This is a genomic window from Mangrovimonas cancribranchiae (genome assembly GCF_037126245.1).
Classification (GTDB): domain Bacteria; phylum Bacteroidota; class Bacteroidia; order Flavobacteriales; family Flavobacteriaceae; genus Mangrovimonas; species Mangrovimonas cancribranchiae.
Genome location: NZ_CP136925.1, coordinates 15410 through 28891 on the forward strand (window position 1 = coordinate 15410; position 13482 = coordinate 28891).

The 13482-nt window shown below is 34.2% G+C and carries 12 protein-coding genes; 10 read left to right on the forward strand and 2 right to left on the reverse strand.

Translation table 11 applies throughout. The features are described 5' to 3' along the window. Nucleotide 1: 1 nt before the first annotated feature. Both R3L15_RS00075 and R3L15_RS00080 read right to left on the reverse strand, forming a co-directional pair. The gene (locus R3L15_RS00075; RefSeq protein ID WP_338732473.1) at nt 2-1633 is read right to left on the reverse strand and encodes a DUF4270 domain-containing protein; all 1632 of its coding nucleotides are present in this window, start codon (nt 1631-1633) and stop codon (nt 2-4) included. A gap of 34 nt (nt 1634-1667) precedes the next feature. Continuing rightward, nucleotides 1668-2477 carry a glycogen/starch synthase gene (locus tag R3L15_RS00080; protein ID WP_338732474.1) on the reverse strand — a complete coding sequence of 270 codons (810 nt, stop codon included), beginning with the start codon at nt 2475-2477 and terminating at the stop codon, nt 1668-1670. A 108-nt stretch (nt 2478-2585) separates the two neighbouring features. Between R3L15_RS00080 and panC the strand changes: the two genes are divergently transcribed. The 10 genes from panC (at nt 2586) to R3L15_RS00130 (ending at nt 13400) form a co-directional block, all read left to right on the forward strand. Beyond that, nucleotides 2586-3434, forward strand: coding sequence for a pantoate--beta-alanine ligase (gene panC / locus R3L15_RS00085; protein ID WP_338732475.1), 849 nt, complete (start codon nt 2586-2588; stop codon nt 3432-3434). A gap of 13 nt (nt 3435-3447) precedes the next feature. Beyond that, nucleotides 3448-3798 carry an aspartate 1-decarboxylase gene (gene panD / locus R3L15_RS00090; protein WP_125466695.1) on the forward strand — a complete coding sequence of 117 codons (351 nt, stop codon included), beginning with the start codon at nt 3448-3450 and terminating at the stop codon, nt 3796-3798. 3 nt (nt 3799-3801) lie between these two features. Continuing rightward, nucleotides 3802-4779, forward strand: a complete 978-nt coding sequence (locus R3L15_RS00095; RefSeq protein ID WP_338732476.1) for a lysylphosphatidylglycerol synthase transmembrane domain-containing protein — start codon at nt 3802-3804, stop codon at nt 4777-4779. A 69-nt stretch (nt 4780-4848) separates the two neighbouring features. Beyond that, nucleotides 4849-5997, forward strand: coding sequence for an alpha/beta hydrolase-fold protein (locus R3L15_RS00100; protein ID WP_338732477.1), 1149 nt, complete (start codon nt 4849-4851; stop codon nt 5995-5997). After that, nucleotides 5997-7361, forward strand: a complete 1365-nt coding sequence (radA, locus tag R3L15_RS00105) for a DNA repair protein RadA (protein ID WP_338732478.1) — start codon at nt 5997-5999, stop codon at nt 7359-7361. Before R3L15_RS00100 ends, radA begins: the two co-directional genes overlap by 1 nt. A gap of 72 nt (nt 7362-7433) precedes the next feature. Continuing rightward, the gene (ileS, locus tag R3L15_RS00110; RefSeq protein ID WP_338732479.1) at nt 7434-10838 is read left to right on the forward strand and encodes an isoleucine--tRNA ligase; all 3405 of its coding nucleotides are present in this window, start codon (nt 7434-7436) and stop codon (nt 10836-10838) included. A 4-nt stretch (nt 10839-10842) separates the two neighbouring features. Further along, nucleotides 10843-11226 carry a TraR/DksA C4-type zinc finger protein gene (locus R3L15_RS00115; protein WP_125466700.1) on the forward strand — a complete coding sequence of 128 codons (384 nt, stop codon included), beginning with the start codon at nt 10843-10845 and terminating at the stop codon, nt 11224-11226. A 23-nt stretch (nt 11227-11249) separates the two neighbouring features. Continuing rightward, a complete protein-coding gene (locus R3L15_RS00120) occupies nt 11250-11894 on the forward strand; it encodes a hypothetical protein (protein ID WP_338732482.1) in 645 nt (214 codons plus the stop codon). Between the two features lie 30 nt (nt 11895-11924). Then, nucleotides 11925-12545, forward strand: a complete 621-nt coding sequence (locus tag R3L15_RS00125) for a lipoprotein signal peptidase (RefSeq protein WP_338732483.1) — start codon at nt 11925-11927, stop codon at nt 12543-12545. A gap of 225 nt (nt 12546-12770) precedes the next feature. After that, the gene (locus R3L15_RS00130; protein ID WP_338732484.1) at nt 12771-13400 is read left to right on the forward strand and encodes a DUF6705 family protein; all 630 of its coding nucleotides are present in this window, start codon (nt 12771-12773) and stop codon (nt 13398-13400) included. Nucleotides 13401-13482: the final 82 nt, after the last annotated feature.

Consider the following 13482-nt stretch of genomic DNA (forward strand, 5'->3'; position numbering starts at 1 on the left):
TTTATTGATTAGGGTCTGTGTAATTTATTTCTAATTGTAATCTTTTATCTTCAGGAACATTGGTATTACTACCATATATTGCGGTTCCTCTTGGTGATAGAACAGTACCGTTAGATACGGTATAATCTTCGTTTAAAACATCTGAAATAGTTGTGTTTTCTATGTTTGTTGTAACGAATAATCCTAACTTTAAATTTGTGGAGTCTCTGTGAATTATATTGTTTAAGTGTTCTGTTACACTAATTTTATATTTTACTCCTTCATTGCTTTCATTTCGTTCCAAAACTCTAGAAAATTGATTTCTCGAGTATTGAGGGTTTACACTATTGGTGTTGGTGTCGTAATAATAATCGGCAATAGGAACATTGTTTTTTAAATCGTACAAAGTAACTCTATCTGGTTCCTTACCATTTACAATTGTTTGATCGACATGAAAAGTAATGCTTGCCTCGTTTATAAGTTTTTTTGCGTGACCTCTTTCATCTATAAATGAAGCCAAAAAAGCCTCGTAATTATCAGAAAGCCCATCACCATCTTCAACACCATTATTATCTTCTCCAGCAAAAAGGTCTATAACTGCAAAAGCACCTTCGCCGCCTTTTAAGTAAAGCGTTTCATCGCCATCTATTTGGTTGGCATTGTTTGCTGCATTTTCGATTATGGTATTACTAGGGTCGTTTTCAAATAAGTTTAATCTATTAACATTAGCAAATCTCATAGTGTAGTCGAGTAGCTCATTAGGGGCAGAATCGTCATTGGTGTAAAGTAATGTAAGAGATGCAGAGGTATTGTTAAAATCAAGCATGAAAGATAATCCATCATCATTTACAGGTTCAACACGTAAGTATAAGCCTCTAAAGAAATTTTTAAAATTATTAGCATTACTTAATACTGGAGAGTCTTGATTTTGAAAAAAGAGTTCATGCCAAAAAAAAGGATTTGGATTTTCTTCGGGAAGGTCTTCTAAGTGAACTCTTAAGCTAGGTGTTAATCTATTGGTTTCGACAACATCGCCATTTTCATCTAAAACTTCGATTAAATGCTCTGAGGCGTTTGGTAAAAAGTCTTCATTTTTATATAGTAATTCAGCATTATGACTATCAAAGTTAATTGTTTGGTTGGCGTTTGAGTAATATTTTTCATCTTCAGAAAAATCACTTTCCGAATTGTAATCTGCTAAGAAATAATCATTTTTATAAATGAAAATTTTTATGGGTTCTGTTCCAAATAAAGAATCTAGTTTGTAAGTTGAGTTACCTTCATTATCTGTTTCTATTCTTGTACTGTAATAAGGTATGTTTAATATAACAGATTCAACTTGCGGATTTTCTCCAAAATCTGGATTATAATTATTGGATGTTGGTACTAGTTGTGTTACAATACTTGCTGTTGTTTTTCCATAAATAGGATCGTCGTAAACACCAAGTAAGTTAGAACTAAGGTTATCTGTTTGTACAGGTCCCATTTTTTGATTGTAAGCTGTTACAGGAAATTTTTCTGTAACAACATCAAAGTTTTGAACACCTTGAATATCGCTTTCAAGTGAGGTGTAATCTTTGTCGCAAGCAATAAATGTAATAGCAAGTATTACTAATGCTAATACAGGTTTTAATATTTGGGTAAACTTTTTCATAGTATTTTTTTGTGGTATAAATTAACAAGAGTTGTTAACCTAAAACCTTAGTGTTGTAAAACTCTGTGTAGGCCTCGCCAAATTCATCTTTGGTTTTATATTCCAATACAGGTTTTTGAGAGTCGTCAAGATACTGAGTGATTTCTTCTGGAATTTCTTCAGACCCAACAATTAAAGCATCAGAATAGTCTATGGCTAATTTCATGATGTTGTTGTATGTTGGTTTTTCTAAAACTTTAATGGCATCATCCTCAATATCATCAAACTTTATTTTATTCTGCATGTCTTTATTTAACGTGCCATCAAAACTTTGATTGTATATTGATGTAACAATTTTACTTTCATTAAATAAAGGTTCGCCTTTGTAATATTCTTTTAGGTAAAGTGGTAATAAAGAAGCTAACCAACCATGAACATGAATAATATCGGGTGCCCAATTTAATTTTTTAACGGTTTCAATAACACCTTTTGCAAAAAATATGGCGCGTTCATCGTTGTCTGGGAACAAATTACCATCTTCATCTGTTAAAGTAGCTTTTCTTTTAAAATACTCATCGTTATCTATAAAATAAACTTGAATACGTTCTTTAGGAATAGAGGCAACTTTGATAATAAGAGGCATGTCTAAATCGTTGATTACCAAATTTATTCCGGAAAGCCTTATAACTTCGTGTAATTGGTGTCTTCTTTCATTAATGTTGCCGTATCGAGGCATGAAGATTCTAATTTGACCGCCTTGTTGATTCACCATACGAGGTGCTTCAAACGACATAGAAGAAATTTCGGTTTCTGGTAAATAAGGAACTACTTCAGATGATACATACAATATCCTCTTATCTTTCATAAATTATATTGCTTTTGAAATTCAAAATAAAAAACACGCAAAATTACAAAAATTTATGCAAATTAACCGTAAAATCTTAAGTTTGCACGCGTTAATTTTTTATTAATTGTGAAAATTTTTTATAATAGAGAAGAAGTTGCTTATGTTGTTAAAGACTTAAAAGCAACAGGGAAAACCATAGGTTTTGTACCTACAATGGGGGCGCTTCATGAGGGGCATTTATCTTTAATAGAAGCAGCATTAAAGCAAAATTGCATAGTGTTTGTAAGTATTTTTGTTAATCCAACGCAGTTTAATAACCAAGAGGATTTAAAAAAATACCCTAGAGATTTAAATGCTGATGTTGAGTTATTGTCTTCTTTGTCAGAGTGTATCTATGTGTATGCGCCATCTGTCGATGATATCTACCAAGAAAAGGTCGCATCAGATAAATTTAACTTTAATGGACTTGACCAAGCCATGGAAGGTAGGTTTAGAGAAGGCCATTTTAATGGTGTAGCTACAGTAGTTAAGCGTTTTTTTGAAATTATAACACCAGACAACGCTTATTTTGGAAAGAAAGATTATCAGCAATTACTTATTATAAAAAAACTTGTTCACATTGCTAAAATTCCTGTAAATATTATAGGTTGCGATATTCTTCGAGAGTCTTCAGGCTTAGCTATGAGCTCAAGAAATATTAGGCTTAAACCAGAATATAAAACTGCTGCGCCTTTTATTTATAAAACGCTAATGTCTGCCAAAGAAAAGTTTGGCACAAAAAGTGCTAAAGTAGTAGTGGAATGGGTTGAAAATCAGTTTGAAAAGCATGAGTTGCTCGAGCTTGAGTATTTCACTATAGCTGATGCTGAAACCTTATTGCCAGTAAAACGTAAATCAAAACAAAAACAATATAGGGCGTTTATAGCAGTATATGCAGATAATATTAGACTGATTGATAATATAGCCCTAAATTAATTATCTTTGCACCATGCAAATACAAGTAGTAAAATCGAAGATACATAGAGTACAATGTACCGGCGCAGATCTTAACTATATTGGTAGTATAACTATAGATGAAGATTTAATGGATGCTGCCAACATTATACAAGGTGAGAAAGTTCAAATTGTAAATAATAACAATGGCGAACGCCTTGAAACTTATGCTATTCCTGGACCAAGAAATAGCGGTGAAATTACGCTAAACGGTGCTGCTGCAAGAAAAGTAGCCGTTGGAGATGTGTTAATTTTAATTACTTATGGTTTTATGGATATTGAAAAAGCTAAAACCTTTAAACCATCACTTGTTTTTCCAGACGAGGCTACTAACTTATTAAAATAGCATGTGAATAGTAAAGCCAAGCGTTTAATTAAGCTTTTATTGCCACTTCTTTTAGGAGTGGTTTTAGTTTGGTATTCACTTTCTAAAATATCTATCTCAACACTTATTAGTTACTTTAAAAATGCCAATTACTTATGGGTAATTGTTGGTGTGTTTTTTGGTGTTTTAAGTCATTTCTCTAGAGCGTATCGTTGGAAATACTTATTAGAGCCACTTGGGTATAAGCCTAAGTTTTTAAACAGTGCTATGGCAGTGTTTTCTGGGTACTTAATAAACTATACCATTCCCAGAGCTGGAGAGGTAACACGAGCCACTGTATTAACTAACTACGAGAAAGTTCCTTTTGAAAAAAGTATAGGAACCATTGTATCTGAACGTGTTGCCGATATGATTGTTTTATTACTTATCATTGCCGTTACGCTACTTTTAGAATTCGACTTCATTTACAACTTACTTATTGACAAATTCAATCCTAAAAAAGTTGTTTTAGGGTTGTTCATCCTAATTATTTTAGGAGGTTTTATGGTAGTTTACTTTAAAAAAAGCACCTCTAAATTGGCTATTAAAGTAAGAGGGTTTGTAGCGGGTTTAATAGAAGGTGTTTTAAGTATTTTTAAAATGAAACATAAATGGGCGTTCATTTTTCATACATTGTTTATTTGGACCATGTATATACTTATGTTTTATGTAACATCATTTTCAATTGAAGAGATCCAACCCATACCTTTTTCAGCTATTTTAGTTGGTTTTATTACAGCCACTTTTAGCATTGCAGCAACAAATGGCGGTGTTGGGTCTTATCCAGAAGCCGTGGTAATTGCCTTTTTATTGTTTAGTTTACCCGAAGAGCCAAGTCGTGCGTTTGGATGGATCATGTGGTCTTCGCAAACCATAATGCTTGTCTTGTTAGGAGGGATATCATTAGTATTTTTACCATTTTACAACAAAAAGCAGTCTGCCAAACCTAAAACAAGCCGTTAACAAGGCTTAAATCACTTCCAATCTATACTTTATTTTTTTATCTTGCCATATCATATAACCAAGATAAAAATGAAAAATCTAATCTATATTTTAGTGCTTGTATGTAGTACACAATTTACCTTTTCACAAGTTGATTATCAAATGCTTTTCTCTGAAAAATTAGGAGAAGAACGCGAATTAAAAATACAATTACCACGAGGATATAGTGATAATACCGATAAAAGCTACCCGCTTATTATTGTCTTTGACGGCGATTATATGTTTGAAGTTGTAGCAGGAAATGTCGATTATTATTCCTATTGGGATGACATGCCCGAAGCTATTGTAGTTGGAATTAATCAACTAGATAAAAGATATGACGATTGTTTATACTCCGAACAAAATTCCCTGCCAGTTGAAACAGGCGTAAGTTTTTTCGAGTTTATTGGAATGGAATTAGTGCCTTATTTGGAAAAAAACTACAGAACAGAAAACTTTAAAATGGCTGTTGGGCATGGAGAAACAGCAAATTTTATAAACTATTACTTACTTAAAGGACAGCCGTTATTTCAAGGATATGTAGTATTATCGCCAGATTTGGCACCAGATATGATTAGCTATATTCCAGAGAAGTTACAAAAAGTAGAATCTAAGATTTTTTACTATTTAGCATCTTCAAAAAACGATGTTAGTCATATTAAAGATGTAACTGGAACATTAGATGCCGAAATAAACAAATTAGAAAACAAAAACATCTTATACAATTATCGCAATTTCGAAGATCCAACACATTATGCCGTCCCGGCATATGCTATTCCAGACGCCTTAATGAAGACCTTCTTTGTTTACCAACCTATAAGCAAGAAAGAATATAAAGAAACCATTTTAAAACTTGAATCTTCTCCTGTTGAATATTTAGAAGAAAAATACCAAATGATTGAAGATCTTTTTGGTATAGAAAAGCAAATTTTAGTTAACGATTTTAGAGCCATTTCAGCAGCCATCGAAAAAAACGAGCAATACGAATACTACGAAGCGCTTGGTAAATTAGCTAGAAAAGAATATCCCGAAGCCATTTTAGGAAGTTATTATTTAGCGCGTTTTTACGAAGAAACCAACGAACCTAAAAAAGCCATGAAAACATACCAATCAGCTTATGTTTTAGAAGAACTTGGCGGTATTACCAAAGACGAAGTATTGGAAAGAGCAGATCGAATTAAAGCAGATTTTGGATATTAATGGCTAAAGTAAAAACCACCTTTTTTTGTCAAAATTGCGGCAGTCAATTTTCAAAATGGCAAGGACAATGTACGGCTTGTAAAGCATGGAATACTATTGTTGAAGAAGTTGTACAAAAACCTGAAAAAAGCGATTGGAAGACCAATAATACTTCGGGACCCCAAAAGCGTGTAACCAAACCGCTTAAAATAGGTGATATTGATACGACCGAGGATATTCGGTTTAATACAGAAGACACCGAATTTAACCGCGTACTTGGTGGCGGATTAGTTCCAGGGTCGTTAACACTATTAGGAGGCGAACCCGGTATAGGGAAAAGTACGCTGCTACTTCAAATAGCTTTAAAATTACCGTTCAAAACCCTTTATGTTTCTGGTGAAGAAAGCCAAAAGCAAATAAAAATGCGCGCCGAACGTATTAATCCTAAAACCAATAACTGTTACATTTTAACAGAAACCAAAACCCAAAATATCTTTAGGCAAATTGAAGCATTAGAACCAGATATTGTCGTGGTCGATTCTATTCAAACCTTGCATAGCGATTATATTGAAAGCTCCAGCGGAAGTATTTCACAAATAAAGGAATGTACTACCGAGCTCATAAAATTTGCCAAAGAAACTGCAACGCCGGTTGTGCTTATTGGTCATATCACGAAAGATGGACATATAGCTGGGCCAAAAATTTTAGAACATATGGTCGATACCGTTTTGCAGTTTGAAGGCGATAGAAATCATGTGTTTAGAATTCTTCGAGCAAACAAAAACCGTTTTGGTTCTACCAACGAATTAGGAATTTACGAAATGCAAGGTTCAGGATTACGAGAAGTAACTAATCCTAGCGAAATTTTAATCTCAAAAAAAGATGGCGAACTTAGCGGAAATGCTGTAGCAGCAACGCTAGAAGGAATGCGCCCGTTAATGATAGAAGTTCAAGCGCTAGTTAGCTCAGCTGTTTATGGTACGCCACAACGTAGCGCCACAGGATTTAATGCTAAACGGCTAAACATGTTGTTGGCGGTATTAGAAAAACGTGCTGGGTTTCGTTTAGGTACTAAAGATGTGTTTTTAAATATTACAGGAGGTATCACGGTTGACGATCCTGCTATCGATTTGGCTGTGGTCGCAGCCATTTTATCGTCTAATGAAGATGAAGCTTTACCCAGTAATTATTGTTTTGCTGCCGAGGTTGGTTTGTCTGGCGAAGTCCGCCCAGTACAACGTGTGGAACAACGCATTTTAGAAGCCGAAAAACTTGGGTTTTCAACCATTTTTGTGTCCAAATACAATAAAATTTCCCTTAAAAACACTAAAATTACGATTCAACTTATTTCTAAAGTAGAAGATTTGGTTGGAATTCTGGTTTAATTTACGCCAATTCTACAGTCCTATTTACTTAAAAATCATTAATTTCGCAGGTCGATTAGAATTAATGATATAATGAGTAAAAAATTCCCTGAATATAAAGGTCTTGACTTGCCAAAAGTGGCAGGAGACATCTTAGAATATTGGAAAGAGAACAATGTTTTTGAAAAAAGTGTAACCTCTCGCGAAGGCAATAAGCCATTCGTGTTTTTTGAAGGACCACCTTCAGCCAATGGGTTGCCTGGTGTTCATCACGTTTTAGCACGAGCTATCAAAGATATTTTTCCACGTTATAAAACCATGAAAGGCTATCAAGTAAAGCGTAAAGCAGGTTGGGATACTCATGGGTTGCCTGTTGAGCTTGGTGTAGAAAAAGAATTAGGGATTACCAAAGAAGATATTGGGAAAACCATTTCTGTAGAAGAATACAACGAAGCGTGTAGAAAAGCCGTAATGCGTTATACCGATATCTGGAACGACCTTACCGAAAAAATGGGATATTGGGTAGATATGGACGATCCGTATGTAACCTACGAACCCAAATATATGGAAAGCGTTTGGTGGTTGTTAAAACAGATTTACAACAAAAACTTACTGTATAAAGGCTATACCATTCAGCCATATTCACCTAAAGCAGGAACCGGATTAAGTTCACACGAGTTAAATCAGCCAGGAACCTATCAAGATGTAACCGATACCACGGTTGTAGCGCAATTTAAAGCTGTACAAAATACATTACCTGATTTTCTGCAAAATCTAGGCGATATTCACTTTTTAGCTTGGACGACAACCCCTTGGACGTTACCAAGTAACACAGCCTTAACCATTGGCCCAAAAATAGATTATGTGTTGGTAGAAACATTTAACCAATACACGTTCGAGCCTATAAAAGTAGTCGTTGGAAAACCATTAGTAGGCAAACAATTTACAGGAAAATATGTTGAAGCTGAAAGTGAAGCAGATATAACTAACTACACTAAAGAAGATAAGAAAATACCATATCGTATTTTAAAAGAATTTAAAGGTGTCGATTTAGTAGGGATTAAATACGAACAATTATTGCCGTATGCCCTGCCAAACGATAACCCTGAGAATGCGTTTCGTGTTATTTCTGGAGATTTCGTGACTACAGAAGATGGTACAGGAATCGTTCATACCGCGCCAACCTTTGGTGCCGACGATGCTTTGGTGGCAAAACAAGCCAATCCGCCAGTACCACCAATGTTAGTGAAAGATGAGAATGATAATTTAGTGCCGTTAGTGAATTTACAAGGGAAATTCCGTCCAGAAATGGGTGAGTTTGCTGGAAAATATGTCAAGAACGAATATTATAACGATGGCGAAGCACCTGAAAAATCGGTTGATGTAGAATTAGCCATCAAACTTAAAATAGAAAACAAAGCCTTTAAGGTTGAAAAATACAAGCACAGTTATCCAAACTGTTGGCGTACCGATAAGCCTATTCTTTACTATCCATTAGATTCTTGGTTTATAAAAGTAACCGATGTTAAAGAGCGTATGGTGGAATTAAACAACACCATCAACTGGAAACCAAAAGCTACAGGAACAGGGCGTTTTGGTAATTGGTTGGCCAATGCCAACGATTGGAACTTATCACGCTCACGTTATTGGGGTATTCCGTTGCCAATTTGGAGAACCGAAGACGGTAAAGAAGACATCTGTATCGGTTCGGTTGAAGAATTAAAATCCGAAATGCAACGAGCCGTTGAGGCAGGAATGATGAAGGCCGATATCTTCCAAAAGTTTGAAGTAGGCAATATGAGCGACGAAAACTATGCCACGTTAGATTTGCATAAAAACATTGTTGACCAAATTACCTTGGTGTCACCATCGGGGCAACCAATGAAACGCGAAGCCGATTTAATTGATGTGTGGTTCGATTCTGGAAGTATGCCGTATGCGCAATGGCATTATCCGTTTGAAAACAAAGAAAAAATAGATGAACACACCTCGTATCCAGCCGATTTTATTGCCGAAGGCGTAGATCAAACTAGAGGATGGTTTTATACACTTCACGCTATAGGAACGATGGTTTTCGATTCGGTAGCGTATAAAAATGTGGTATCAAATGGTTTGGTACTAGATAAAAACGGACAAAAAATGTCCAAACGCTTGGGCAATGCTGTCGACCCATTTGAAACCTTATCAAACTATGGTGCTGATGCTACGCGTTGGTATATGATAAGTAATGCCAATCCTTGGGATAATTTAAAGTTTGATTTAGATGGTGTAGAAGAAGTAAAACGTAAATTCTTCGGAACACTCTACAACACCTATTCCTTCTTCAGTTTATATACTAATCTAGATGGCTTTAAATACGAAGAAGCCGATATTCCTTTAGAAGAACGTCCAGAATTGGATCGTTGGATTTTATCAGAACTTCATACGCTAATCAAAAAAGTAGATGAATTCTATGCCGGGTACGAACCAACAAAAGCAGCAAGAGCCATTTCAGAATTCACACAAGAATACTTAAGTAACTGGTACGTACGTTTAAGTAGAAGACGTTTCTGGAAAGGCGATTACCAAGCCGATAAGATTTCGGCTTACCAAACATTATACACCTGTATGGTAACCTTGGCCAAATTAGGCGCGCCAATAGCACCATTTTATATGGACAGACTTTACCAAGACTTAACACAGGTAACACAAAAAGAAAACGTTGAAAGTGTACATTTGGCGGAGTTTCCTAAATACGATGAAAGCTACATTAATAAAAGCTTGGAGCGTAAAATGGAGAATGCGCAAACTATTTCTTCTTTAGTATTATCATTAAGAGCTAAAGAAAAAATAAAAGTGCGTCAACCATTACAAAAAATAATGATTCCTGTTGATAATGAACAACAAAAGGAAGAAATTATGGCGGTTGCCGATTTAATAAAACGCGAGGTTAATATTAAAAACGTTGAGCTTATGGAGGATGCTTCTGATATTTTGGTGAAGCAAATAAAACCTAACTTTAAAGTGCTTGGCCCCCGTTTTGGGAAAGATATGAAGCTGATAGCTAGTGCGGTAAACCAGTTTTCGGCAGAGGATATTAAAAAAATCGAGCAAAATGGTGAAATTGACGTTGAAATTAATGGAAAAAATGTTACTTTAGGGCTTGCCGATGTGGAAATTACATCGCAAGACATCGAAGGTTGGTTGGTAGCTAACGAAGGCTCGTTAACCGTTGCCTTAGATGTAACCCTTACTGATCATTTACGAAGAGAAGGTATTGCTCGTGAGCTCGTAAACCGTATTCAAAATTTACGTAAAGATTCAGGATTTGAAGTGACAGATCGCATAGATGTGAAACTTCAAAAAGATGATAATATTGTTAAGGCTGTAGATACAAACCTTGATTATATCAAGTCTGAAACCTTAACCGAAGAACTTGAAATTATGGACTCTGTAAACAATGGTATAGAAATTGCCTTTGATGAGGTAACGACCAAATTGTTTATACAAAAACATTAACATTATGTCAGCAGATACAAACGTAAGATACTCAGATAAAGATTTAGAAGAGTTTAGACAAATTATTCAAGAAAAGATTGATAAAGCCGAACATGATTTAGGCTTAATCAAATCAGCCTACATGAACGATTTAAATAATGGAACAGACGATACTTCTCCTACGTTTAAAGCGTTTGAAGAAGGTAGTGAAACCATGAGTAAAGAAGCTAATTCGCAATTAGCTATTCGTCAAGAAAAGTTTATTCGTGATTTAAAAAATGCTCTCATCCGAATTGAAAATAAAACTTACGGCGTGTGTCGTGTTACAGGAAAACTTATTAAAAAAGAACGTTTGTTGCTAGTGCCACATGCTACGTTAAGTATTGAAGCTAAAAACATGCAAAAATAATCTCTTTATTAATAACATATTGTATGAAAAGCGCTTCCCTATCGAAGCGCTTTTTGTTTTTAATTTATGTGTTAATCTGGTTTTTTTCACCTGTTTTAGTAGCACAACAACATATACAACGTCAATTAGACTTATCAAACGTTCAGCACATTAATATAAATGCCAATAAAAGCTTTAAAGTACATGTTAAAACAACCAATACTACAAGAGCAGAAGTGACGTTAAAATCTGAAGGCGAGTACGGAAATCAGCTAGCTTTAATTACAACAATTAAAAACGATACGCTTTATATTTCAAGTGAATTTCAGCCTTTATTTAAGGTGTTTGATGATAAGCTTGCCGCACATAAAGTAATCTCTTTAGAGTTGATGATAAGTTTGCCTGAAGGAAAAGATGTTTATCTAAAAAGTGACTTGGCAAATGTGTTTTGTAAAGGAAGGTTTAACCGTGTAGTTGTAGAGTTGGTTAATGGGCAATTTCATGGTAATAACATGCAGGGAAACGCAATTATAAATACCATTCGAGGAAATATTTATATAAAAACGTTGTACACAGAGCAATCGTATTTTAAGTCTCAAAATAGAACATCTAAAACAATCGTTAATAACGTATTTAAACAAACTTTAAATTCGATTAATGGTGACATATTTATATCTAAAACTGAATAATATGTCTATTTTTGCTGTCAATCTTAAGGCATGTCATTAAAGAAATCTATACTACTTATATTTATTATTTTACTTATCGATCAAGTGAGTAAAATTTACATTAAAACACATTTTGTTATTGGTGATGATGTCGAAATTTTTAAATGGTTTCGAATTTATTTTATTGAAAATGATGGTATGGCTTGGGGGACAAAAATTAGCGATTTTATACCTTTCATTTCTGATAGAACAGCCAAGTTATCTCTCACTATTTTTCGCGTAGTAGCCATTTTTGGAATAGGCTATTGGCTATACGATGTTACAAGAAAGCAAAGCTCTAAAATATTAGTGGTTTCAGTTGCATTTATTTTTGCTGGAGCTCTAGGAAATATAATCGACTCGGTATTTTACGGGGCTATTTTTAACGATAGTTATGGACAAATCGCTAGTTTTTTACCAGAAGAAGGCGGCTATGATACCTTGTTTCATGGAAAAGTTGTGGATATGCTGTATTTTCCAATATGGAAAGGCTATCTACCCGAATGGATCCCTTATTACGGTGGTAAATACTTTACCTTTTTCGAACCCGTTTTTAACATCGCCGATGTGGCTATTAGTACTGGCTTTGGTTTACTGATTGTGTTTAATAAAAAAGCGTTTTCAAAGGAATAGTTTTTTAAACATTACACATATTTCCTATAATTCCCACTTATTACTTCAAGTTGGTGTTTTAGGGTTTAAATCTTTAGCTTAATTTAAAAGTTTTTTAGATGATTACGGTTTTTCCGTAATGGTTTAGCCGTATTTGGGTGGTATACTAGGCAAAATACGTAGTTATACGTATAAAAAATCTAAGATGTATTTAATAGTTTACTGCCAATAACACCATTTAAAACCATGAAACACATATTAATAACTTTAACAATATTCTTTATATTACTATCTTGTAAAGCTCAAACTTTACCTTTATACAATCCTCCAAACGGTTTTAATATAAATAATGCTTATTATAAAGATTTAGATGGTGATTTAACCAAATTAGTTGGCACGTGGAAATACACAAACGGAAATGAAGTATTTCAAATAATTTTAAAAATTCAAGAATATGTACCTTATAATTCAAGTGTGCTGAATATCTCAAATCACGAAGATGAACTATATGGAGAATATCAATATATTGATAGTAATGGTAATGAAGTTATAAATACCTTAAATAATATTGATAATAATATAGATGTCTATGACCATTTAATTAATGGAGCATACATTAAAGGGAAAAATTATTTTCCGCCTTGCAACGATTGTACAGTTAATGAACGTCGTGTTTCTGTTACCATTGAAGATCCTTTACGCTTTTACTTTGACTATGAACTAGAAATACGTCATATACCACCAGACCCACTTAATAATACGCCTGAACAAATTAAGGTAATTGTTAGAAACAACACACATTTTGTAACAATTCCTACAGGTCAACCAAATACACATAGATTACCTTTTGGTGAGTTTATCTTAATTAAACAATAAAAACTAACCACAACAACCTATATAAAAAACAGCAGTTAAGAGGTAAAATTAAAGTTTACTTCTTTTCTGCTATCTTTGTTTC